General features: G+C 62.7%; 27 protein-coding genes. 21 read left to right on the top strand and 6 right to left on the bottom strand.

The genetic code is table 11. From position 1 onward, the window contains the following. Positions 1-9: 9 nt before the first annotated feature. From ABVV53_RS16620 to ABVV53_RS16600, 5 genes are read left to right on the top strand one after another with little or no spacing between them, the layout of a single operon-like run. Positions 10-342, top strand: a complete 333-nt coding sequence (locus ABVV53_RS16620; RefSeq protein ID WP_353985669.1) for a DUF3572 domain-containing protein — start codon at positions 10-12, stop codon at positions 340-342. After that, a complete protein-coding gene (locus ABVV53_RS16615) occupies positions 339-980 on the top strand; it encodes an HAD family hydrolase (protein ID WP_353985550.1) in 642 nt (213 codons plus the stop codon). The genes ABVV53_RS16620 and ABVV53_RS16615 overlap by 4 nt, the downstream gene beginning before the upstream one ends. Further along, positions 977-1,447 (top strand): RidA family protein, encoded by a 471-nt coding sequence (locus ABVV53_RS16610; protein WP_353985549.1) that lies wholly within the window; start codon positions 977-979, stop codon positions 1,445-1,447. The genes ABVV53_RS16615 and ABVV53_RS16610 overlap by 4 nt, the downstream gene beginning before the upstream one ends. Further along, on the top strand, positions 1,419-2,216 hold the full coding sequence (locus tag ABVV53_RS16605) for a glycerophosphodiester phosphodiesterase family protein (RefSeq protein ID WP_353985548.1): 798 nt from the start codon (positions 1,419-1,421) through the stop codon (positions 2,214-2,216). Before ABVV53_RS16610 ends, ABVV53_RS16605 begins: the two co-directional genes overlap by 29 nt. A gap of 2 nt (positions 2,217-2,218) precedes the next feature. Then, on the top strand, positions 2,219-3,361 hold the full coding sequence (locus ABVV53_RS16600; protein ID WP_353985547.1) for a GNAT family N-acetyltransferase: 1,143 nt from the start codon (positions 2,219-2,221) through the stop codon (positions 3,359-3,361). Positions 3,362-3,363: 2 nt separating this feature from the next. Here ABVV53_RS16600 and ABVV53_RS16595 read toward each other — a convergent pair whose 3' ends face one another. Then, positions 3,364-3,696 carry an SEL1-like repeat protein gene (locus ABVV53_RS16595; protein WP_353985546.1) on the bottom strand — a complete coding sequence of 111 codons (333 nt, stop codon included), beginning with the start codon at positions 3,694-3,696 and terminating at the stop codon, positions 3,364-3,366. 305 nt (positions 3,697-4,001) lie between these two features. Here ABVV53_RS16595 and dksA point away from each other — a divergent pair, with 305 nt between their 5' ends. The 7 genes from dksA to ABVV53_RS16560 all read left to right on the top strand — a co-directional run bounded on the left by dksA (position 4,002) and on the right by ABVV53_RS16560 (position 9,513). Then, positions 4,002-4,460 carry an RNA polymerase-binding protein DksA gene (dksA, locus tag ABVV53_RS16590; RefSeq protein WP_353985545.1) on the top strand — a complete coding sequence of 153 codons (459 nt, stop codon included), beginning with the start codon at positions 4,002-4,004 and terminating at the stop codon, positions 4,458-4,460. A gap of 137 nt (positions 4,461-4,597) precedes the next feature. Beyond that, the gene (locus tag ABVV53_RS16585; protein ID WP_353985544.1) at positions 4,598-4,960 is read left to right on the top strand and encodes a PilZ domain-containing protein; all 363 of its coding nucleotides are present in this window, start codon (positions 4,598-4,600) and stop codon (positions 4,958-4,960) included. Positions 4,961-5,060: 100 nt separating this feature from the next. Then, the gene (locus ABVV53_RS16580) at positions 5,061-6,581 is read left to right on the top strand and encodes an ABC transporter substrate-binding protein (RefSeq protein ID WP_353985543.1); all 1,521 of its coding nucleotides are present in this window, start codon (positions 5,061-5,063) and stop codon (positions 6,579-6,581) included. Positions 6,582-6,612: 31 nt separating this feature from the next. After that, a complete protein-coding gene (locus ABVV53_RS16575) occupies positions 6,613-7,029 on the top strand; it encodes a DUF4112 domain-containing protein (protein WP_353985542.1) in 417 nt (138 codons plus the stop codon). A 38-nt stretch (positions 7,030-7,067) separates the two neighbouring features. Then, a complete protein-coding gene (locus ABVV53_RS16570; protein ID WP_353985541.1) occupies positions 7,068-7,289 on the top strand; it encodes a hypothetical protein in 222 nt (73 codons plus the stop codon). Positions 7,290-7,378: 89 nt separating this feature from the next. Continuing rightward, on the top strand, positions 7,379-8,425 hold the full coding sequence (locus ABVV53_RS16565) for a bile acid:sodium symporter family protein (protein WP_353985540.1): 1,047 nt from the start codon (positions 7,379-7,381) through the stop codon (positions 8,423-8,425). Positions 8,426-8,490: 65 nt separating this feature from the next. After that, entirely contained in the window at positions 8,491-9,513 is a 1,023-nt protein-coding gene (locus tag ABVV53_RS16560) for an adenosine deaminase (RefSeq protein WP_353985539.1), read from the top strand. 8 nt (positions 9,514-9,521) lie between these two features. On the opposite strand, the gene ABVV53_RS16555 is transcribed toward ABVV53_RS16560, so the two are convergent. Then, complete coding sequence (locus tag ABVV53_RS16555) at positions 9,522-10,055, bottom strand: phosphoribosyltransferase (RefSeq protein ID WP_353985538.1); 534 nt, start codon at positions 10,053-10,055, stop codon at positions 9,522-9,524. A gap of 111 nt (positions 10,056-10,166) precedes the next feature. Between ABVV53_RS16555 and ABVV53_RS16550 the strand changes: the two genes are divergently transcribed. Genes ABVV53_RS16550 through ABVV53_RS16535 form a run of 4 tightly spaced genes read left to right on the top strand, consistent with a single transcriptional unit; the run spans position 10,167 to position 12,806 of the window. After that, positions 10,167-10,583, top strand: a complete 417-nt coding sequence (locus tag ABVV53_RS16550; protein WP_353985537.1) for a secondary thiamine-phosphate synthase enzyme YjbQ — start codon at positions 10,167-10,169, stop codon at positions 10,581-10,583. 8 nt (positions 10,584-10,591) lie between these two features. Continuing rightward, positions 10,592-11,203: a carboxymuconolactone decarboxylase family protein gene (locus ABVV53_RS16545; protein WP_353985536.1), complete on the top strand. Its 612-nt coding sequence runs from the start codon at positions 10,592-10,594 to the stop codon at positions 11,201-11,203. Next, entirely contained in the window at positions 11,200-12,048 is an 849-nt protein-coding gene (locus ABVV53_RS16540; RefSeq protein WP_353985535.1) for a cytochrome b/b6 domain-containing protein, read from the top strand. Before ABVV53_RS16545 ends, ABVV53_RS16540 begins: the two co-directional genes overlap by 4 nt. Next, positions 12,045-12,806, top strand: a complete 762-nt coding sequence (locus tag ABVV53_RS16535) for a molybdopterin-dependent oxidoreductase (protein ID WP_353985534.1) — start codon at positions 12,045-12,047, stop codon at positions 12,804-12,806. Before ABVV53_RS16540 ends, ABVV53_RS16535 begins: the two co-directional genes overlap by 4 nt. 7 nt (positions 12,807-12,813) lie before the next feature. Here ABVV53_RS16535 and wecC read toward each other — a convergent pair whose 3' ends face one another. Next, positions 12,814-14,115 carry a UDP-N-acetyl-D-mannosamine dehydrogenase gene (gene wecC, locus ABVV53_RS16530; protein ID WP_353985533.1) on the bottom strand — a complete coding sequence of 434 codons (1,302 nt, stop codon included), beginning with the start codon at positions 14,113-14,115 and terminating at the stop codon, positions 12,814-12,816. Further along, complete coding sequence (gene wecB, locus ABVV53_RS16525; protein WP_353985532.1) at positions 14,099-15,232, bottom strand: non-hydrolyzing UDP-N-acetylglucosamine 2-epimerase; 1,134 nt, start codon at positions 15,230-15,232, stop codon at positions 14,099-14,101. Before wecB ends, wecC begins: the two co-directional genes overlap by 17 nt. A 154-nt stretch (positions 15,233-15,386) precedes the next feature. On the opposite strand from wecB, the gene dcd reads away from it, so the two are divergent. Then, positions 15,387-15,941 carry a dCTP deaminase gene (dcd, locus tag ABVV53_RS16520; RefSeq protein WP_353985531.1) on the top strand — a complete coding sequence of 185 codons (555 nt, stop codon included), beginning with the start codon at positions 15,387-15,389 and terminating at the stop codon, positions 15,939-15,941. A gap of 44 nt (positions 15,942-15,985) precedes the next feature. Here the strand turns inward: dcd and ABVV53_RS16515 are convergent, their stop codons facing one another. Continuing rightward, positions 15,986-16,432: a globin domain-containing protein gene (locus ABVV53_RS16515; protein WP_353985530.1), complete on the bottom strand. Its 447-nt coding sequence runs from the start codon at positions 16,430-16,432 to the stop codon at positions 15,986-15,988. A gap of 74 nt (positions 16,433-16,506) precedes the next feature. Between ABVV53_RS16515 and ABVV53_RS16510 the strand changes: the two genes are divergently transcribed. The 4 genes from ABVV53_RS16510 to ABVV53_RS16495 all read left to right on the top strand — a co-directional run bounded on the left by ABVV53_RS16510 (position 16,507) and on the right by ABVV53_RS16495 (position 18,879). Next, entirely contained in the window at positions 16,507-16,941 is a 435-nt protein-coding gene (locus ABVV53_RS16510) for an RrF2 family transcriptional regulator (protein WP_353985529.1), read from the top strand. 173 nt (positions 16,942-17,114) lie between these two features. Further along, positions 17,115-17,618 (top strand): nuclear transport factor 2 family protein, encoded by a 504-nt coding sequence (locus tag ABVV53_RS16505; protein ID WP_353985528.1) that lies wholly within the window; start codon positions 17,115-17,117, stop codon positions 17,616-17,618. Beyond that, positions 17,615-18,406, top strand: coding sequence for an SDR family NAD(P)-dependent oxidoreductase (locus ABVV53_RS16500; protein WP_353985527.1), 792 nt, complete (start codon positions 17,615-17,617; stop codon positions 18,404-18,406). Before ABVV53_RS16505 ends, ABVV53_RS16500 begins: the two co-directional genes overlap by 4 nt. Next, complete coding sequence (locus ABVV53_RS16495; protein ID WP_353985526.1) at positions 18,403-18,879, top strand: nuclear transport factor 2 family protein; 477 nt, start codon at positions 18,403-18,405, stop codon at positions 18,877-18,879. Before ABVV53_RS16500 ends, ABVV53_RS16495 begins: the two co-directional genes overlap by 4 nt. A gap of 70 nt (positions 18,880-18,949) precedes the next feature. On the opposite strand, the gene ABVV53_RS16490 is transcribed toward ABVV53_RS16495, so the two are convergent. Then, positions 18,950-20,356 carry a DUF2254 domain-containing protein gene (locus tag ABVV53_RS16490; RefSeq protein WP_353985525.1) on the bottom strand — a complete coding sequence of 469 codons (1,407 nt, stop codon included), beginning with the start codon at positions 20,354-20,356 and terminating at the stop codon, positions 18,950-18,952. Positions 20,357-20,866: the final 510 nt, after the last annotated feature.

Raw genomic sequence — 20,866 nt, 5'->3', positions numbered from 1 at the left:
CGGACTGGCATCCAACAGTTTGATCCTGCACCCTATGGCACACACGCGAGGCTGACAATTCTTAAGCAACCCGCATCCCCAAGCGCGAACGCGCCTGATCCGCAGACGCTCGCACTCAACGCGCTGGGCTGGATTCTCGGTGACGAAGATCGCGCTGGCCGTTTTCTGGCGTTGACGGGTCTTACGCCCGAAGACCTCCGCACCTCCCTTGGCGAGCGAGGTACGTTGGGCGCGGTGCTCGAGTTCCTGTGCTCTCATGAGCCGGATCTTCTGGGCGCTGCCGAGGCACTCGATGTCGCTCCGCAAGATCTTGCGGCCGCACGTGGGAGGCTCCGCGCATGAAGCGTCCACTGGTGATAACCGATTGCGACGAAGTGCTGCTCTACATGGTCTCGCACTTTCGTGACTGGCTGGCCGAGGCAGAGGGTGTGACCTTCGCGATGGGCAGCAGTGACTTCGCCAATGCCATGCGGCGTACCGACAGCGGCGAACCGGTGCCGCAGCCCGAGATCTGGACGCTGCTCAACCGGTTTTTCGACGATCAGATGCACCGCCAGACGCCCGTTCGCGGCGCTGTGAACGCCATCAATGCGCTGCGTGAACATGCTAATGTCGTCGTGCTCACCAACCTTATGGATTTCCGCCAGGAAGCCCGCACGCGGCAGTTGCTGGAGCACGGGCTCGATCTGCGCGTCTTTACGAATCAAGGACCCAAGGGGCCGGCGCTGAAAGCCATCCTCGAAGAATACGCACCAAGCCGTGCGGCTTTCATCGACGATCTTGCGCAGCATCACGATTCGGTTTCGGAGATCGCGCCGAATGTGTCGCGGTTGCACTTGTGCGCAGAGCCGCTGATTGCGCCCCATATCGCATGCGCGCACAAGGCGGGTCATGCTCATGCGCGCATCGATGATTGGGAAGGAGCAGTGCCCTGGCTGCTCACCCAGCTACACCAGTACGAAGAAAGGCAAGACACATGAGTGACGGCGAAGTCGAGACCAGGTTGGCGGCTTTGGGGCTGACGCTGCCTGAGCCCGCAGCACCTGTCGCCGCCTATGTGCCGGTCGTCGAGGCGGGCGGTCTCGCTCATGTCTCAGGACAACTGCCCTTCGTCTCCGGCAAGCTGGTGACGGGTAGGCTGGGCGAAGATGTAAGCCTTGAAGACGGCGTCCTCGCGGCGCAGGCCTGCGGGGTCATGATCCTCGCACAGCTCAAGGCGGCGCTCGGATCGCTGACGCGGGTGGAGCGAATCGTGAAGCTGGGGGTCTTCGTCAATTCAACGGCGCTGTTCACGGACCAGCCCAAGGTCGCCAATGGAGCCTCCGAGTTGATGGCGGCGGTATTCGGCGCTGCGGGCCAACATGCCCGCAGCGCTGTGGGCGTGCCGGTGCTGCCACTCGGGGCAGCGGTGGAGGTTGATGCGATTGTCGCTGTTCGCGCTCCTTGATCAGTGGCGGGCGCCTGCGCCTGATCCGCGCAAGGTGGCGTGGATCGGCAAGCAGGACTACGCACATCGAGGGCTGCACAGGGCCGGTGTGCTGGAAAACTCCCTTGGAGCTTTCGAGGCGGCCATTGGCAGGGGACTGGGAATCGAGTGCGACATCCAGCGCTCCAGTGACGGTCAGGCAATGGTGTTCCACGACTCGGAGCTCGAGCGCCTGACAGAGCGGATCGGCTCGATCGTTCGCTTCAGCGCGGCTCAACTCGGCCAGATCAGCCTGCGAGGAGGCTGCGGTACCATCCCGACCTTGCGCGAAGTTCTGGCATTGATTGCCGGGCGCGTGCCGCTGCTGATCGAAATTAAAACCCGCCGCGAACAGGGCGTGGCTCCTCTATGTCTGGCAGTGCGCCGAGTCCTGGAGGGCTACACCGGCTGTCATGCCGTGATGAGCTTCGATCCGCGGGTTGCCCGATGGTTCTTCCTTCATTCACCGCATACCGTCCGCGGGCTGGTCCTGTCTGAGAACGGGCGGCGAGGGGGTGCTGGCATGCTTCGACGGCGTGGAGCCCTATGGCATGCGCGGCCGGATTTCCTGGCTTACGATATTCGCGACCTCCCCAGCCGCTTTGCGGCCGGGCAGCGCAACCGCGGTCTCCCGATCACCACCTGGACGGTGCGCAGCGCCGAGGAGCGTGAGCGCGCTGTGAAAAACGCGGACGCCGCAATAGCAGAGGCCGAGGGCGTCGCCGGCGTGGCGAACGAAACGGGGCTTTAAGCGTGAACGAAGGAGAGTTCGTTGCGAAGGTCGCTGCTGGCGGCGTTTCCGCTCTGCCGGTAGCGGAGTGGGATGCACTCACTGACTGCGGCAATCCCTTCGTCAGCCATGCCTTTTTGTCGGCGATGGAGGACTCCGGAAGTGTGGGCGGGTCCAGTGGCTGGGCGCCCACGCCGATCGTTATAGAAGGTGCGGCCGGTGAGCTTGCAGGCGCACTTCCTGCCTATCTGAAGGAGCATAGCCAAGGCGAGTACGTCTTCGATCACGCCTGGGCCGACGCTTGGCATAGAGCGGGGGGAGACTACTATCCCAAGGTCCAGATCGCGGTGCCCTTCACACCGGCGACGGGGCCGCGCGTGCTGACTGGCAAACCCGAGTTTGTGCTGCCGCTCCTGCGGGCTGCAGAGGCGCTGTGCGATCAGAATGGCCTCTCATCGGCACACGCGACCTTCATCGCGCCCGAACAAGTGCCTGCGTTCGAGGAAGCTGGATGGCTCCTGCGGGAGGACACGCAGTTCCACTGGACCAACCGGGACTACGCCAGCTTCGAGGATTTCCTGGGCGTGCTCGCGTCGCGAAAGCGCAAGGATTTGCGCAAGGAGCGGGCCAAGGCACAAGAGGGCCTGTCCATCCGCGCGCTGACGGGCGATGAGCTGACGGACCGCCATTGGGACGTGTTCTGGCAGTTTTATCAGGACACCGGACGGCGCAAGTGGGGCCATCCGTATCTGACTCGTGACGCCTTCACGCTGCTCGGCGAGCGGATGGCAGACAAGATACTGCTCATCCTGGCTTACGAGGACGACAGCCCTGTTGCCGGTGCTTTAAACTTCATTGGCGGCGAAGCACTTTACGGTCGCTACTGGGGAGCGCTTGTGGACCGGCCGTTCCTGCACTTCGAGCTATGCTACTATCAGGCGATCGATGCCGCGATTGCGCTTGGCCTGTCCCGGGTGGAAGCCGGTGCGCAAGGCGGGCACAAGCTGGCGCGCGGTTATGAGCCTGTCAGCACCGTCTCAGCGCATTACATCGCGAACGAGAGCTTCCGCGACGCTGTCGCGGGTTTCCTCAGCCGCGAACGCCAGGGTGTCGCTCAAGACCAGCTCTGGCTGGCGCAGCGAACGCCCTTTCGGAAAAGCGACTAAGGTCAGGCAGCGCGGCGAGTGGTCGTCGAGAGCCACTGGCGCGCACGGCGCTGTGCCTCGGCGATTTCGCGTGCGGTCATCTCGTCGGCAATGTCGGCGCGGCACATGGCCGCTTCCTCGTGCCCGGCGACGGCCGCCAGATTGAACCACTTGTGCGCTTCGACCAGATCGCAGCTTACCCCGTGGCTACCGGTGGAGAATGCTACGCCAAGATCGAAGTATGCGGAGATGTCGCCTTGCCCGGCAGCAGCAAGGCAACTTGCGACAAGTGCGTCTTCCACGGCAGCACTCTCGACGCTGTTCTTATCAGGATGGTTAAACCAGGCAATGCTCATAGGATTCACCCCCGAACCGCCGAGACGACCCTTTCGCCCTTCAGTTCACGGTTAAATCTGCCTTTCCGCACTCAACAAATGGTTAACGCGAGCGCTTAATTGCCGCAGCCACCTCGGGCATTCGCCGACCGTGAGCCTGCCTGACGCGAAGCTTTTTCGTCAAAGAAGCTGCATCAATGCTTGTGTGCGGAAACCCTCGGAATTATAGGCCCGGCATCCTGGGAAAGCGGGGGTCACCAGGGACAACCTGGGGCTGCAGGGCATCGTCGTTCCCAGGGGTGAAACGGTGCGGAGTTCATCTTGAAATGACGACGGCCCTAGCTGACGAAATTGACGTACTTGCCAAGGCGAAGCGAGAAATCGGCGGCGCCTATATCCCTTCTGACGACGAACCTTACATGTCCGAGCCGCAGCAGGAGTACTTTCGCAGGCTGCTATTGGCTTGGAAACGCCTGATACTGAATGCCTCGGCCGGAACCCTCCAGCAGTTGCAGGACGGGCCGATACGCGAGCCGGATCTGAATGACCGGGCCTCCAGCGAGGCCGATTGGGGTATCGAGCTGCGCACGCGGGATCGCCAGCGCAAGCTCATTACCAAGATCGATTCGGCGCTGCGCAGAATTGAGGAGGGCGAATACGGCTTCTGTGAAGTGACCGGCGAGCCGATCGGTATGGGCCGCCTGATCGCGCGTCCCATTGCGACAATGACTGTGGAGGCGCAGGAGGCGCATGAGCGGCGCGAAAAGGTCTCACGCGACGATTGACCGGCGGTGTCGGGCGTCTAAAAATTACTCAAGCGTTAAGCGTTTTTTTGCGCTTTGCGATTAGAGTACGTCTCTCGTCACCTTTGCGGCGGCGATGAGTTATAGACGAGACGCCCGAAGCCTTGCGGATGGAGCCGATGGACGAAAGCGAAAATAGGCAGATCGCCCGCGACAGCCTGTTTCTCATGGCTGATCTGCGGACTGAAAACATCTCGGGCGAGCACCGCATCAAAGTTCGCAACCTGTCCGATGGCGGGATGATGGGCGAAGGCAATGTGCGTGTTCTGCGCGGCTCCGTCGTTGAGGTGAACATTCGCAACATCGGCTGGGTCAAAGGTTCAATTGCGTGGATTCAGGAAAGCCGGTTCGGCGTCGCCTTCCTTGAGCCGATCGACGCGCGAATCGCGAGAACCAGGTTGAACACGGAAGACGATTCGATTCCGGGCTACACGCGCAATCACCAGCCTTACTCCAGCACGGGCAAGATCCGAAAAGTCTGACGCTTGCGGACCAACGCCGGGGCGGCAAGAGATTGCGGTCGCGCAATGTTGCTAGACGGCGCCTTTGCGGACACCGCAAAAATCGACTAGTCGATTTTCCATGGCAGCTCTGAAAAATGCGCCTGCGATATGCAAGACCTGCTGGTTGACGGCGCTAGGGTTGCTGCTTGCGTTACTCGCCGGTTGCGGTTCCAACGACACGTCGCACTTCGCAGTCGCGGTTATCGGGTCACCTGATGATCCTTTCGAAACCGGTCTCAATCGCCCTCTTGCAGGACAGCTAACGCGCGCCTCCACTGCCGGTGGATTGGTCTCTTTCGACGAGCAGGGGCGAGTGGTCCCCGCTCTGGCTGACCGCTGGATCGTGACGGATGACGGCCGCAGCTACATCTTCCGGCTTCGCGATGGGGAGTGGCTGGACGGTGAGCCGCTGACCGCCAAGTCTGCCAAGAGGTCGCTGAATGCCGCCATGCGTGCGCTGCGCAATACCCCGCTCGGTCTTGATCTCGCTGGAGTGGATGAGGTTCGGGTTATGGCCGGGCGGGTCATCGAAATTCGTCTGCACCGTCCCATGCCGTATTTCCTGCAGTTGCTGGCGCAGCCTGAGCTGGCCCTTCTGCACGAGAAGAAGGGCGATGGGCCGATGATGCTCAAGCGAGATGGTGCGATCGCCCGCTTCACACCGATTGAGCCCGGGCGCCTGGGCTTGCCCGAGGTGCCCGAGTGGGAAGAACGCGTCCGGGAAGTTGAAATGGTCGCACTTCCGGCAGAGCAGGCGGTGGAGCGTTTCAACGATGGGCAGGTGGACCTTGTGCTGGGCGGACGAATTCAGGACTTTCCGCTTACAAAGTCAGTTGGCATCCTGCGCGGCACGATCCAACTGGATCCTGTCATCGGGCTTTTCGGCCTGCAGGTGATGAAGAACGAGGGCTTCCTCAGCGATCCCGCAAATCGTGAGGCACTGGCCATGGCGATCGACCGTCCGGCCCTGATCGAACCGTTCGGCGTGAGTGGGTGGAACCCGTCGACCAGCATTCTTTCGCCCGATCTGGAAGGGGAGCTTGGCCCCGAGGGAGAGCGCTGGGCCGATCTCTCGCTGGAGGAAAGGCGAGCGGTGGCCGCGCAGCGCGTGCGGCAGTGGGCTGCGAGTTTGGCCGGTGAAGACGGGGAGGACACCGCGGCAGCGCCGGAAGTATCGATCTGGCTGCCGTCGGGGCCAGGATCCGACATCCTGTTCAACCGCCTGTCGAGCGATTTCCGCATCATCGGGGTAAGCAGCAAGCGCGTGGAAGATCCAGAGTCAGCCGGGTTGCGGCTGGTTGACGAAGTTGCCCGCTATCCCCGCGCGCACTGGTTCTTGAATCGTTTGTCGTGCGTTGCCCGCAATGGTCTCTGCGATGCCGAGATCGACGCCCTTGTGGCGGCGGCGGTCAAGACCGAGGATGCCGCCGAGCGCGCCGCAAAAATGGCAGAGGCGCAATCGAGGTTGACCGAGGCAAACGTGTTCATCCCTCTCGGAACGCCGATCCGCTGGTCATTGGTGCGCGGGAATGTGGAAGGCTTTGCGACGAACGCCTGGGCGTGGCACCCCTTGATGCCGCTCGCCTGGCTGCACAGATAGGCTTTCACTCGCTTTTGAAAGGTTCGTCACGATGCCCGAAACAGGGTCGGCCCGGCCCATGCGTCCCGAGCTACCGCTTGGGAACGACGCGGCGTCAATTCGCCGGCGTATCGAAGCGCTTGAGAAGGTGCTTGAGCGCAGCTTCGTGATACCCGGGATCGGGCGACGGGTGGGATTGGATGCGGTGGTCGGCCTGGTTCCGGTCGCAGGCGACGTCGTCTCCGCCGCGCTCGGCTTCTACCTGGTCTGGGAAGCGCGAAAGCTGGGCATGTCCAAGTTCCAGATCGCGCGCATGGCGGCGAACGTTGGCGTCGATTCGGTGCTCGGCGCGGTGCCGATCGCGGGGGATGCCTTCGACTTTCTGTTCCGCTCCAACACACGCAATCTGAAGATTATTCAGCGCCATCTCGACAAGCATCATCCGCATACACGAATCATCGAAGGCTGAAGGTTCTCGCGCGGGCATAGGTTCGCTATAGCTGCGGCGTGAGACTGATATGGATCGGACTGGCCGGGCTGCTGCTTGGCGGCTGCGAGAAGGCCGATAACGCACCGGGTCCCGGAGGGGTGACGGTGGGCGAGGCAAGGGCTTTGGATGAAGCCGCGCAGATGATCGAAGCGCGGCGGCCACCGTCCGACACCCTCCGGCAAACTCAGCCGCCGGTGGTAGCACAGGCACCTGAGGGTGATGGAGGCGTGAGCCGGTAGTGACGGGGTGCCGAGGGGCACTCCATCATTGGATCGCGTTTCCAGATCCCTTCCCGCTAGATCGGCAAAAGATGTCATCGAGAGGTTTCATGCGCCGTAGGTCGTTCATCCCCGGCATCGATCCTTTTCTGGTGTGCCTGATCGGGGTGGTGGCGGCGGCGTCGCTGTTGCCGGTCCGAGGTGGATCGGCAGAGGCTTTCGACGTTCTCGCCGACGCCGCTATCGCGCTGCTGTTCTTCATGCATGGCGCGAAGCTGTCCCGCGCGGCGATCGTGCAGGGGATCGGCAACTGGCGGCTCCACGCCCTTGTTCTCGCATCGACGTATGTCTGGTTCCCGGCGGTGGGACTGGTGACCGCGCAGCTTGCCCAAGGCTGGCTTAACCCATTGCTGGTCTCCGGCGTGCTGTTCCTCACATTGGTGCCTTCCACCGTCCAGTCCTCGATTGCCTTTACGGCGATGGCGCGCGGCAACGTGGCGGCGGCAGTCTGCAGCGCCTCCTTGTCGAATGTGCTTGGGATCGCCGCGACCCCGCTGCTGGCCGCGCTGTTTATCCATTCGGGGGCTTCAGGGCAGGGCTTCGACTGGCATGCGGCGCAAGGTATCGTCCTGCAACTGCTTGTGCCATTCGTAGCGGGCCACCTGCTACGCCCGCTGATCGGCAGCTTTGTCGACCGGCACAAGAAGATGTTGATGCTGGTGGATCGCGGCTCGATCCTTCTGGTCGTTTACACCGCCTTCAGTGCAGCCGTGGTCAACGGCATCTGGCAGGTGCTGAACGTTTCCGACCTTGGCATGCTGCTGATCTTGAGCGCGGCTATACTGGCGCTGATCCTAACAGCATCCGCATTCACGGCCAGGCTGGCGAAGCTCCCGCGCGAAGACGCGATTGTGCTGCTGTTCTGTGGCTCTAAGAAGAGCATGGTATCGGGCGTGCCTCTTGCCGGCGCGTTGTTCGCTCCCGCGCAAGTGGGACTCGTCGTGCTGCCGCTCATGATCTTCCACCAGCTGCAGCTGTTTGTCTGCGCGTGGCTTGCCGGGCGTTATGCCCGCTCGGCACGGGCGGTTGAATCGGCGCAGGCGACCCGTCTGGCGGAGAGAAGTGCGGCTGAAGCACGGGCCGGTGATGCGGTTTGAAATGGCGTAGCGCGGCCTCGCGGCATCTGCCATGTTGCTCAAGACTTGAGCCCTGAAAGGGTACCATGACCGATCTCGACAGCTTCATCTCCGGCCTTCCGAAGGCCGAACTTCACCTGCACATCGAAGGCAGCCTGGAGCCTGAACTGATGTTCTCGCTCGCGGAGCGTAATGGCCTGGCGATCCCCTACGCGACGGTGGAAGAGGTGCGGGCGGCCTATGCCTTCTCGAACTTGCAGGATTTCCTGGATATCTACTACGCTGGCGCTGCCGTCCTGTGCACGCGGCAGGATTTCCATGACCTTGCCGCGGCCTACTTCGCACGGGCGGCCGCCGATGGGGTGATCCATGCCGAGATCATGTTCGATCCTCAGACGCACACCGATCGCGGCATTGCTTTTGCAGAGGTGATCGAGGGGCTGCTTTCGGCGATGGCGGACGCACGGGCCAAGTTCGGCATGACGACCGAACTGATCCTGTGCTTCCTGCGCCACCTGAGCGAGGAAGCGGCGTTCGCCACCCTCGCAGAGGCTGAGCCATGGCTGGACCGCATCACTGCCGTGGGCCTCGATTCTTCAGAGGTGGGGCATCCGCCTGCCAAGTTCGCCGGGGTCTTTGCGGCTGCGCGCCAGAAGGGCCTGAAGATCACGCTTCATGCAGGAGAGGAGGGGCCGCCCGCCTACGTCTACGAAGCGCTGGACCTGATCGGAGCGGATCGGATCGACCACGGCAATCGCGCCATGGAGGATCCCGGGCTGGTGCAGCGGCTGAGCAGCGAGGAGGTGACGCTGACGGTCTGCCCGCTGTCCAACCTCAAGCTGTGCGTCGTCGATGATCTCGCAAACCATCCTATAGACCGGATGCTGGAAGCGGGCCTGAAGGCGACGCTGAACTCGGACGATCCGGCCTATTTCGGCGGATACGTAGGCGACAACTATCGCGCAGTGGCGAGGGCGCGCGGCCTTGGGCGCGAACATCTCGTTATGCTGGCACGCAACAGCTTTACCGGCTCGTTCCTGCCGCCCGAACAGATCGCGGTGCACCTGAGCAAGCTCGACGCTTTCCTGGCAGCCCACGAGCCGGGCTAGGGTGGCACTCAGGCCAAACGCTCGGGCACAGACTGCGCTTCGTCCACGATCGCGTCGGTCCTGCCCACGGCTTCCCACGGGAAGACGAACCAGCGCTTGTCCTCCGCACGATCGATCATGTCGGCCCAGTAGTCGACGGTTGCTTTCGACCCTCGATTGTTGATCAGCACTGCGAAGCGTAGGTTTCCGTCGGAGCAACCGCTGCCATGGAGCAGCTTGCGAATGGTTGTGATCGTTCCGCCGCTATCGTTGATGTCATCTACGAACAGCAGCCGATTGCCAGCTGCGCTCATCGCCGCCACTTTGGCAAGCAGTTCATCGGCAAAGCCTGGCACGCGCGAGGAATGGTCAATGGAGAGCATCGGCAGTTGGAGCTGGTGCGAGAGGTAGACCCCAGGCACGAGCCCGCCGCGGCCCACGCCGATGACGAACTCGGGCTGCCACTCGCTTTCCACGATCCTGCACGCAAGGAGCCGTACTTTGGCGAGAAACTCTTCGTAGTATTCGAGGTAGTGCAGTTCGGGTTCGGCCGTCGTGCTCATGGCAGTCCTGTCGCTTGGGAATCCCGCCAAGCTACTCGTAGCAGGGCCGTTCGGCAATTGAACGGACGAGGCGCCATTGCCAGCGCGCACGTTGCGGGCCAAAAAGGCGGAATGCGGCAGGCTGGCACAACCCTTTGCTTCGACACCGCGGGACGCGGGCTGACGGATATCAGTTCGGACGTGGCGGATTGGCTTTCCGGCACCGGCATGACCGACGGCCTGCTGACTTTGCTTTGCCGCCATACATCGGCCTCGCTTCTGATCCAGGAGAATGCAGCGCGTGCCGTTCGGCACGATTTGATGGCGTGGTTTGATCGCATCGCGCCAGAGGGCGATCACTACCGGCATGACGACGAAGGGCCGGACGACATGCCCGCGCATTTGCGAGCGACTTTAACGGGCGTAAACTTGCAGATTCCGGTCGCACGTGGACGCATGCGGCTAGGCACCTGGCAGGGGATCTACCTTGCCGAGCATCGCCGCAGGCCACATCGCCGGGAAGTGGCAGTCCATATGATCGGCCAATAGGAGAGAGCATGCAGGTTGATTGGGACATCGCCGAGCGCCAGCGGCACGTGATCGGAGAAGCGCCGCGGATCGAACCTGTGGCGCAGGATGCGCTCGACCCCGCCTCCATCGACCTGATCAACGAGATCCGCGCGGCGGCAGGAGCCGGCCCCGCCACGATCGTGCCTGAATACATGCGCACGATGATCCGTCATCCGCGCGTATTCCGCTGCCAGATGGAGCTTGGCACGGTGCTGTTCCAGGGAGCGATTCCGGCGCGAGAGCGTGAGTTGGCGATCCTGCGAGTGGGTTGGTTGTGCGGCGCGCCTTACGAGTGGGGCCAGCACGTCTCCATTGCCAAGCGAGTCGGCATCAGCGCCGAAGAGGTGGAGCGGGCCAGGCAAGGCTCGCAGGCGCCGGGCTGGAGCGAGCACGAGCGGGCGATCCTCGCCGGGGTGGAAGAGTTGCTAGAAAGCAAGGTCCTTTCAGATGCGACCTGGGACACGCTGGCCGGGAGCTGGGACGAGCAACAGCTGATCGAATTCCCCATGATGGTGGGGCAGTACGTTGCCACAGCCTTTGTCCAGAACACCCTCCGTATTCGTATGGAAGACGGCAACGAGGGGCTTTCTCGCAGGTGAGCGCTTTGGAAAACCAGAGCGGGACCGAAGCGCGCGGCGGCGATCTCGTTCGGCGGCATCGGCTCTCGACGCGGATATGGCACTGGGTAAACGCCGTGACCCTGCTGGTCCTGCTGATGAGCGGACTGATGATCTTCAACGCGCACCCGCGGCTCTACTGGGGCGAGTACGGCGCGAACTTCGACTACGCCTGGTTTGAGATCGGACAGCGGGGTGGCGAGGGGTACTTGCGGATCGGCTCGCTGAGCGTGCCTACCGGCGGCGTGCTCGGGTCGTGGATCGATCCGGGCGGCGTGGAACGCTACCGGGCCTTTCCGTGGTGGGCGACGCTCCCTTCGCGTTACAGCCTTGTTGATGGTCGGGTCTGGCACCTCGCCTTTGCCTGGGTGCTGGCGGTCGGATTGGCGGTCTATCTCATCTGGTCGCTCGTAAACGGCCACTTGCGGCGCGACATCCATATTCCGCGTCGGGAGTGGCGGCGGGCGGATATTTGGCGTGACATCAAGAATCACGCGCGCCTCCGCTTTCCCGCCGGCAGTGCAGCGCTGCGCTACAGTTTTCTGCAGAAGATATCCTACGCCCTGGTGCTCTTTGTATTGATCCCGCTCATGATCCTCACCGGACTGGGCATGTCACCTGCGACGGATGCCTGGGCACCGCTGGTGACGCAGCTGTTCGGGGGACGGCAGTCCGCGCGTTCGGTGCACTTCCTGTGCGCCTGGGCGCTGGTGGGTTTTGTCCTCGTTCACATCGCCATGGTTATGCTCGCAGGACCATGGAACGAGATGCGCTCCATCATCACGGGCAAGTATCGCCTCCCGCACGACAGGGCTGACAGGGTATGAGCCAACTCATCCTTTCGCGACGGGCCCTGATCCGGACCGGTGTGCTGGGCGGCAGCTTGCTGCTTTCCGGCTGCGACAAGCTTTACCAGCAACCGGCATTTCGCAGCGCGCTTGAAAGTGGACAGGATCTCCATCGCGTGACCCAGCGCGCGCTGGCGGACGGCGCGCTCGCGCGCGAGTTTCGGGTATCGGACATCTCGCCGGTGTTCCGCGCCAACGGCAGCCGCGAGGGTGCGGGCGAAGACTACAAACGCCACCTTGCGCAAGGGTTCGACAGTTGGGCTCTGCGCGTTGACGGCCTCGTCGCGCGGCCTCTCGACCTGCCGCTCAACGCGCTCAGGGCTATGCCGCAGCGTTCGCAGATCACGCGGCACGACTGCGTTGAAGGCTGGAGTGCGATCGGTCAGTGGCAAGGACCGCGGCTTTCGGACTTGCTGCAACTGGCGGGTGTCAGCCCTGCGGCGAAGTACATCGTCTTCCACTGCGCCGACATCTACGGTGGCGCGCCCTATTACGAGTCGATCGACATGGTTGACGCGTATCATCCCCAGACCATCCTCGCCTGGGAGATGAACGGCCGGCCGCTCGACGAGGCGCACGGCGCTCCGCTCCGCCTCAGAGTGGAACGTCAGCTGGGCTACAAGCACGCCAAGTTCGTCATGCGCATCGAGGCGCGCGAGACGCTGGAAGGGGTTTACGGCGGAAACGGCGGCTATTGGGAAGACCGCAGCGGATACGCCTGGTACGCTGGGATCTGAAGCGGGTTTAGCTCGCGAGCCGGAGCACTTCCGGCGCTTTCCGAGCTGCTTGCGGCTGATCGGGCCAGATCCCACGCGTGTCGTAGACAAGCTTGCTGGCGCGCTCGGCCAGCGGCACCACGCGAAACACATCGTGATCGACAAGCACGATGAGAATGTCGCATGTCTCCAGAGCCTCGTCGACGTCGATCTGGACGGCGCCGGTGTCGGCGAATTCCATCGGCAGCTCGGCTGCGTACGGTTCGACGATGTGAACGCGATCGCCGTACTTGCGTGCAAGGCGCGCAGCGACGAAGCGAGCCGGACTCTCGCGGAAGTCATCAATATTGGCCTTGAACGCCAGCCCTAGACACGCGACGCGTGCGTCCGGATACGCGGTGACCAGCTCATCGGCCTTCTGGATGACGTGGTGCATCTTGCCGTCGTTCACGCCGCGCGCTGTGCGGATGAGCGGCGTCTCCTCGGGCGCGCTGTGGACGATGAACCAAGGGTCAACCGCGATGCAGTGGCCGCCCACACCCGGCCCGGGCGAGAGAATGTTCACGCGCGGGTGGCGGTTGGCAAGGCGGATCACCTCCCACACGTTGAGGCCCATGCGGTCGGACACGATCGACAGCTCGTTGGCGAAGGCGATATTGACGTCGCGATAGGCGTTTTCCACCAGCTTGGTCATTTCGGCCGAGCGGGCGTCGGTGGTGACGCATTCGCCGCGAACGAAGCGCTTGTAGAACGCCAGCGCCTTGCGCGCGCAGCGCGGAGTGATGCCGCCGATAGAGCGGTCGTTGTTTGTCAGCTCTTCGAGGATGCGCCCCGGAAGGACGCGCTCCGGGCAATAGGAGATGGCAATATCCGGGGTCTCGCGCGTGAGACCGGGCACCTTCAGGTCGGGGCGGCGCGCGGCAATCAGATCGCGCAGGCGCTCGGTAGTGCCGACAGGCGAAGTCGATTCAAGGATCACCACGTCGCCTGCCTTCAGTACCGGCGCGATCGTCTCGCCAGCGGCCAGGACGTACGTGATGTCCGGTGCGTGATCCTTGTCGAAGGGCGTGGGCACCGCGATCACGAAAACATCGGCTGGAGCGACGGTGGTTGAGGCCGAGAGCAGCCCGCGCGCGACAACGCCCTGGACGAGGCCGTCCAGGTCGACTTCCTCGATGTGGATCTCACCGCGATTGATCGTGTCGACTACGCGCTGCGAGACATCAAGGCCTCGCACCTTGCACCCGGCGCGGGCAATCACCGCGGCGGTGGGAAGTCCGATATAGCCAAGACCTACGACGCAGACGTCAGGCTTAGTGTCCGATTTCATTGGCGAGCAGCTCCACGATGCAGGCCGAGCTGCGACCGTCCCCAAACGGGTTATGGGCGCGCGCCATGGCCTCGTAGGCTCCGCTATCGTCTAGCAGTGTTGAAATTTCGGTAACGATGGTGGCGGCGTCGGTGCCGACCAGTTTCGCAGTTCCCGCTTGCACGCCTTCCGGACGCTCCGTGGTTTCGCGCATGACGAGGACGGGCTTGCCAAGCGCAGGCGCTTCTTCCTGCACGCCGCCACTGTCCGTCAGCATGATCTCCGCGATGTTCAGCAGGCGTGCAAAGTGCGGGTAATCGAGCGGCTCGATCAGCGCGACGTTGTCGAGCCCCGCCAGGCCCTCGTTCATCACTTTGCGCACGTTGGGGTTGAGATGAACGGGAAAGATCACTGCCACGTCGGGCCGGGCGGCGATCTCGCGAATGGCCCTGGCAATCCCCTCCATACCGTCGCCGAAGTTCTCTCGCCTGTGGCTGGTTACCCCGATTATGCGCTTACCCGCGAATCGCTGCTCCAGTTCGGCGAGGCCGCTCGCAAGCGAGGGATCGGCCTCGATTCGCGCGGAGACCCAGTGCAGCGCGTCGATCACGGTGTTGCCGGTGACGTGTACGCGTGCCGGATCCGTGTTTTCCTTCAGCAAAGCGGCGGCGGCCGTGGCGGTCGGGGCGAAGTGGAGGCTGGCCATGGCACCAATGATCTTGCGGTTCACTTCTTCGGGCCAGGGGTGATGGATGTTGTAGCTGCGCAGGCCCGCCTCGACATGGTCGACCGGCAACTTGCGATAGTAGGCAGCAAGGGCACCTGACATGGCCGTCGCGGTGTCCCCCTGGACGATGACGCGGTCCGGCTTCACCTTATCCATGACGTTGCCCAGGCCGGTCAGCAGGCTGGCGGTAAGCGCATCGAGCGTCTGGTCGGGTCGCATCACGTCCAGGTCGTGGTCTGGCACAATCCCGGCGATCGCGAGCACCTGGTCCAGCATCTGACGGTGCTGCGCCGAAACGCAAACGACGCAGTCGAAGCGGTCGTCTGCACGAAGGGCGTGGATGACGGGGAACAGCTTGATCGCCTCAGGACGGGTGCCAAGGACGACGAGGATGCGCGTGGTTGCCTTCATGCCGCCTAGGATATCAGCACAGTGTTAAAGTATAAAACACCGCCACCGCGCGCCTGTCGCGAGAGCCCTGCAAGTCTTGAGACCGTAGCTCAAGCGGTGGACAACTGCGGCTTCGCGCTTGCTCATGCGGGAGGCATCGGGAATTCCGCTGCTCATGGCAATTCTCAGTGACAAGTGGATTCGCGAGCAGGCCCTCAGCACCGGCATGATCGAGCCGTTCGTCGAGGCGCAGCGTCGCGACGGCTGTATCTCGTACGGGCTGTCGTCCTACGGCTACGATGCGCGCGTCGCGGACGAGTTCAAGATCTTCACGAACGTCGATTCGGCGGTGGTCGACCCCAAGGACTTCGACTCCAATTCCTTTGTCGATCGCCAGACAGATGTTTGCGTTATACCGCCCAATTCGTTCGCGTTGGCTCGCACGGTCGAGTATTTCCGCGTGCCGCGCGATGTTTTGGTGATCTGCCTGGGCAAGTCGACGTATGCACGGTGCGGCATCATCGTGAACGTGACACCGCTCGAACCCGGCTGGGAAGGGCACGTGACACTCGAATTCTCGAACACCACGCCGCTGCCGGCGAAGGTCTATGCGAACGAGGGCGCGTGCCAGTTCCTGTTTCTGCAGGGCAACGAGCCTTGCGAAGTCAGTTATGCTGACCGCGCCGGCAAGTACATGGGCCAACTCGGCGTCACCCTGCCCAAGCTGTAGGTCACTCCCGGCTTTGCGGGAGCGGCCCGCAGATTGGATGCGCCTCAGGCAGCGCGCTTCTCGTACTCTTCCTGCTCAGCGGCGATGAGGATGTCTGCCAGCATCCAGTAAGCCTCGCCCCAAGCGGCGAGCACTTCGTCAGTGGCGACATCCTCGCCAAGCACTTCGCGAACCGCGGGCAGCAGAGCTTCTGCCACGAGCGGGTAGTGCTCGGCCTTCACGCCGGTCTCCACGTGACGGGCGACCATGCGGTTCACTGCCGGCCCGAGGTTCTGCAGCTTGTCGATGTTCTTGGAGTACGCAAGGATGGCGGCAGCAAGCCGCTTCGGCTGCTCTCCGCTTTCTTGCGCGGCCTTATCGAACATCGCTGCCACTTCCTGATTCTGAAACAAGCGACGGTACATGGCCGTGGTGATTGTTACGCCGTGTTGTTCGATCGCGGGCGCGGTTGCTTTCACGATGGCGATCGATTCCGGGCTGCAAGTGCGCATGGTGGTGCCTCTCCTAAATATAGTAATTGAAATACCAGTATTAAACTTACTTGATTTGCGCAAGCCGGAAATCCATGGTCGTGGGCATGCAACTGACCCAGCACACGGATTACGGCTTGCGGCTGCTGATTGTGCTGGCGCGCGCAGGCGGAGGGCCTGTCGCTCTGACCGACTTCGCAGCCGAGCAGGGCCTGTCGTACCACCACGTGGCGAAGGTGGCGCAAAAGCTTGTCCGTGAGGGCTTCGTCGCCAGCCACCGCGGTCGCAGCGGCGGCGTGTCTCTTGCTCGCCCCGCCGAAGACGTTACCGTCGGGCAAGTGGTGCGGGCACTCGAGAAAGGGATGCGCATCGCGGACTGCAGCGGCTGTGCTCTACGCGGCGATTGCGGGACCAGTTCGCTTCTGGCGCGCGCACTCGGTGCATTCATGGCCGTACTCGACGCAGCGACGCTCGCGGATGCGGCGCGCACCGGCATCACCCATGCTCCGTGGGCCTTCGCGTCGACCTGATTCGTCTACCGCTTCCATCGGATGGTGACACCTTCAGCCATAACGTCTCGCTCGAAGGCGCAGATAGTCACCCCTGGTTTGACTGGCAGGCTCTGCCCCCAAGCGGGAACTTGCCCCCACCCGTACCATGGGCTGAACTGGTGTTCAGGACATAAGCAAAAACGGGAGAGAACATGGCGCAAGGATCGGTGGAGGAGCGGCTTGCCCTGCTGGAGGCGCGTTGTCGAAAGGCGGAGGATCATCTCGAAATCCTCAACATTCTCAACACTTATGGCCCGCTGGTGGACAGCGCGACGGCTGAGCCTGCGGGCGCTTTGTGGGTGGAAGGCGGAGGCTATAACTTCACTTTGCCCGACGGCGGCACCAAGCGGCTGTCGGCGCCTGACGAGATCGCCGGTATGTACGGTTGGGAGGGGCACCTCGATCTCGTGAAGACCGGCTGCGCGCACCTTACGGCCACGCCCAAGATCAGCGTTGATGGCGATAACGCAGAGGCCATCGGGTATTCGGTGGTGATCCTGAAGGAGGGCGACCGCTGGTTCCTCTGGCGGGCTGCGGTCAATCACTGGACGTTCAGGCGCACCGAACAGGGCTGGCGCATTGTCGAGCGGTTCAACCGTGCGCTCGACGGCAGCCCGGAAAGCCATGAGACCATGCAAAAGGTGGCCGCAATATGAGCTCTACAACCAACAGGCGCTTCGAAGGAAAAGTGGCGATCATCACGGGCGCGAGCACCGGGCTTGGGCCGGTCATGGCGCAGATGATGGCGCAGGAAGGAGCCAAGCTGGTCCTCGCCGCGCGACGGCTGGAGCTGGTCGAGCAGGCGGCATCGGCGATCGGAGCGGACGTTTTGGCAGTGCGGGCCGACGTGACCAACGAAGAGGACGTCGCAGCCATGGTGGAGGCGGCGATGAGCCGGTGGGGGCAGGTCGATGTCATGATGAACAACGCCGCCGTGCCCGGCACCGACAAGTTCATCTGGGAACAGACGGTCGATAACTTCCTCGACACGTACAAGGTCGATTGCATGGCGGCCATGTTGTGCACGCGCGAGGTCCTCAACCGCTCTATGCTGGAGCGTCGTGCCGGTTCGATCGTCAATTTCTCGTCCAGCGCCGGCTGGGACGGCATGGTCCGCAAGAGCCATTATTCCGCCGCCAAAGGCGCGCTGCGCATCCTTACCAAGACGGTCGCACGTGAAGTGGGCGAATACGGGATCCGCTGCAACTGCGTGGTGCCGGGCGCGATCGGCACCGATCTGATGGTCAACTACATAAAGCGGGTCGCCACCGAGCAGGGCAAGAGCGTTGAAGAGATCGAGGCCGGGATTGTCGCGCCCTTGCCGCTCAAGACTTTCTCCACGCCAGAGGATGTCGCCCGCACGGCGCTGTTCCTCGCCTCGGACGAAGCTCGTACGATCACCGGCCAGTCGATCAATGTCGATGCAGGATTGGTAATGTCATGACAGTGGACGACTTACTCGCCCGCGAGGCGATACGGCACGTGATGGCGAAGTACACGACCTCGGGCGATCGCCTGCGGGTCGAGGACTTCGTTTCTTGTTTCACCGAGGATGCGGTGATGGAAAGCGAACATGTGCCGGAGGATCGCGCCTTCCGCTACGAAGGACGTGCTCAAATCCGCGCCTGGCAGGAGCGGTGGCTCGCTGGCGAAGGTGACACCCATGGTGCCACTTTCGTGCGGCATCATCTCTCGACATCACGGATCGACCTCACGGCAACCGACAGCGCCGAAGCGCGGACCTATTGGGTCGCCTGGACAAATATCGGCCCCGATCATGCGGGCTATTATCTCGACAGGTTCCGCAAGGTCGAAGGCGAGTGGCTGCTGGCCCATCGCCGCGTGCGGATGGACTGGGAGGCGCCGAACAGCCTCTTCAGAAGCGCGATTTCCAATTCGCAGGACGCAGCAAGCTGACGTGAGCTGAGCCGAAAGCTGGAAGACCTGCGCGTCCAGCTTTCCGAACCTCTAGCGAGAGGATGGCGGCTCAGGCGGTGCCGCCCAACCATGCCGGCTGCATGGCGTCCATGGCATCGCGGCCCCCTTCCAAGCCGACGTCGATCAGCCGTTTCAGCGTTTCGCCACGGCGGCGCACTTCCTCGTTGGCTTGGCCCTCAAGGGCGCAGTCCGCCATTTCCATGAGCCACTGCGCTTCGGCGCGTAGGGCTGCCAATTGAGTGTGCTGAACGCAGGCGACAGCAACTTCGCCGAGCGTGCGAAGCACATGCAAGGCAGCCGTCATGTCTGTCGCTGCATATTGCCGTAAAGCTCCGAAGGAGCGGCCGATGAAGTCCTCGAAGCGCTCGGGCTGAGCGATGACGCGCACACAACCTTCCTTGTCGGTCCGTTCGGGAACGGGCAGTTTCCGGCGTGCGAGTTCGGAGGCGCCGGCTCCAAGCCAATCGAAGCAAGTGCGAGCGGTGGCTGGATCGTTGACACCCGGTGACAACGCCCGTGCGGCAATCTCGACCAGTTCCTCGATCAGGAAGTCGAGATCTCCATAGGGAGTGCGCTTGTCTCCTACAGCATAGCTTCCTCGCAGCCCTTCGGCGGCCTCGCGGCTCACTCGCTCGGAAGGCCAAGCCTGAAGCAACGTACGGCCTGCGTGAAGGTAGTCTCCAGGGCGGTAGCGTAGCCGCACCACGAGGTCATGCCGTTGTGCATTCTCCATGAGGCGGGCTTCGTCAATTGCCTCGATATAGCCGGTCGCGTTGCCGACAATGCTGACGAGGCGCGGGTCGTCGCCCTTGCCTGACAAGGCAGCCGCCGCTTCCGGCACGCGGCGAAACGCGCGTTCGTGAGGAGCGGCTTCTTCGCCAATGAAGTCGGGAAATCTGTTGCCGACCGAGGCGATCAGTTGCCGGCCGATGTTCGCCACCACCTTGTTGATGTGAATGGACTGCGGCACGTGGTGGATGAAGTAAATGAGTACGCCGATGGAGGCGAGCCCGAGCACCATGCCGATCATGACTGCAAGCTGCGGCACGAACTCCTCGTCTCCGCCTCGGATTGTGCGCAGTACGACCAGGCAGTACACGAAGGTAGCGATGAACGTGCCGAGCGTGACCTGGTTGCCCCGATTGGTCATGAAGTTGGTGAGGAGACGCGGGCCATACTGGCTTGAGGCATAGGCCAGTGCCACGATCGTGATCGAAAAGACCACGCCGGCGACGGTGATCATCGATCCCGCTATGGTCGAGAGGACTTCGTGGGCGCCGTCCGGTTTGGCGCTTTGATACCAGCTGAGCCCGCTCAACCAGTCGTCCGCCGGCCCTAAAGAGTCCAGCCACACGGCGAGGCCACCCAGCAGGATGGCGACAATGGCCATGACGCTGGGGATAAACCAGTAGCTCGCCCGCACCACTTCGATGACGTTGAAGAGCCGTGATCGCATCAGACGTTACCCCTTAAGTCGGCTCTTGTGCCACGAGCTCGCGCCGTCGCAGCCGCTCGGCACTCATCTCAGGAGTGCCCGAGCCAGAATGAGCCAGCCTCGGGCGGGTCAACATGGGGGATGTGGAACGGCGAGTACCAGCCATTCTGACCCGGACTGCTTGCCAGAACAAAGATCATCCGCATAGGTTCCACGTAGATCCTCGATGTTGAACAGGACTCGCGCAGGCACGGGCACCAGGAGAGCGTCAGGCATCGGCAATCACAAGAAGCCGAAGAGCATGAGAAGCAAGATCGTGCCAAGAGCGGAGGCTACAAGCGACCCCAGGCAGCCCATCCTGTTAGAGAAGAGAAAGAATATGTCTGCCTCCCGTTCGCATCCGACCTCCTGTTAATAGCTCCGCATCGCGGCACTTGCAGGAAAGCCGCCGCCTGCCTGTCGGTTCCTTTCGGTCAGCTGTCGTGGCGGATTGTGGCGTAGGTGGTTGCCGCCTGGGGGGGGCGGACATAG

Source organism: Novosphingobium kalidii (assembly GCF_040534015.1).
Classification (GTDB): Bacteria; Pseudomonadota; Alphaproteobacteria; order Sphingomonadales; family Sphingomonadaceae; genus Novosphingobium; species Novosphingobium kalidii.
The sequence above is the reverse complement of the archived record's forward strand: the minus strand, read 5'-3'. Positions and strand labels throughout refer to the sequence as shown.

Coding starts and splice junctions, on each gene's coding strand:
- ABVV53_RS16615 (WP_353985550.1), top strand. CDS start 339: ATGAAGCGTCCACTGGTGATAACCGATTGCGACGAAGTGCTGCTCTAC.
- ABVV53_RS16610 (WP_353985549.1), top strand. CDS start 977: ATGAGTGACGGCGAAGTCGAGACCAGGTTGGCGGCTTTGGGGCTGACG.
- ABVV53_RS16605 (WP_353985548.1), top strand. CDS start 1,419: ATGCGATTGTCGCTGTTCGCGCTCCTTGATCAGTGGCGGGCGCCTGCG.
- ABVV53_RS16595 (WP_353985546.1), bottom strand. CDS start 3,696: ATGAGCATTGCCTGGTTTAACCATCCTGATAAGAACAGCGTCGAGAGT.
- dksA (WP_353985545.1), top strand. CDS start 4,002: ATGACGACGGCCCTAGCTGACGAAATTGACGTACTTGCCAAGGCGAAG.
- ABVV53_RS16585 (WP_353985544.1), top strand. CDS start 4,598: ATGGACGAAAGCGAAAATAGGCAGATCGCCCGCGACAGCCTGTTTCTC.
- ABVV53_RS16580 (WP_353985543.1), top strand. CDS start 5,061: ATGGCAGCTCTGAAAAATGCGCCTGCGATATGCAAGACCTGCTGGTTG.
- ABVV53_RS16575 (WP_353985542.1), top strand. CDS start 6,613: ATGCCCGAAACAGGGTCGGCCCGGCCCATGCGTCCCGAGCTACCGCTT.
- ABVV53_RS16565 (WP_353985540.1), top strand. CDS start 7,379: ATGCGCCGTAGGTCGTTCATCCCCGGCATCGATCCTTTTCTGGTGTGC.
- ABVV53_RS16560 (WP_353985539.1), top strand. CDS start 8,491: ATGACCGATCTCGACAGCTTCATCTCCGGCCTTCCGAAGGCCGAACTT.
- ABVV53_RS16555 (WP_353985538.1), bottom strand. CDS start 10,055: ATGAGCACGACGGCCGAACCCGAACTGCACTACCTCGAATACTACGAA.
- ABVV53_RS16550 (WP_353985537.1), top strand. CDS start 10,167: ATGCGGCAGGCTGGCACAACCCTTTGCTTCGACACCGCGGGACGCGGG.
- ABVV53_RS16545 (WP_353985536.1), top strand. CDS start 10,592: ATGCAGGTTGATTGGGACATCGCCGAGCGCCAGCGGCACGTGATCGGA.
- ABVV53_RS16535 (WP_353985534.1), top strand. CDS start 12,045: ATGAGCCAACTCATCCTTTCGCGACGGGCCCTGATCCGGACCGGTGTG.
- wecC (WP_353985533.1), bottom strand. CDS start 14,115: ATGAAATCGGACACTAAGCCTGACGTCTGCGTCGTAGGTCTTGGCTAT.
- wecB (WP_353985532.1), bottom strand. CDS start 15,232: ATGAAGGCAACCACGCGCATCCTCGTCGTCCTTGGCACCCGTCCTGAG.
- dcd (WP_353985531.1), top strand. CDS start 15,387: ATGGCAATTCTCAGTGACAAGTGGATTCGCGAGCAGGCCCTCAGCACC.
- ABVV53_RS16515 (WP_353985530.1), bottom strand. CDS start 16,432: ATGCGCACTTGCAGCCCGGAATCGATCGCCATCGTGAAAGCAACCGCG.
- ABVV53_RS16510 (WP_353985529.1), top strand. CDS start 16,507: ATGGTCGTGGGCATGCAACTGACCCAGCACACGGATTACGGCTTGCGG.
- ABVV53_RS16505 (WP_353985528.1), top strand. CDS start 17,115: ATGGCGCAAGGATCGGTGGAGGAGCGGCTTGCCCTGCTGGAGGCGCGT.
- ABVV53_RS16500 (WP_353985527.1), top strand. CDS start 17,615: ATGAGCTCTACAACCAACAGGCGCTTCGAAGGAAAAGTGGCGATCATC.
- ABVV53_RS16495 (WP_353985526.1), top strand. CDS start 18,403: ATGACAGTGGACGACTTACTCGCCCGCGAGGCGATACGGCACGTGATG.
- ABVV53_RS16490 (WP_353985525.1), bottom strand. CDS start 20,356: ATGCGATCACGGCTCTTCAACGTCATCGAAGTGGTGCGGGCGAGCTAC.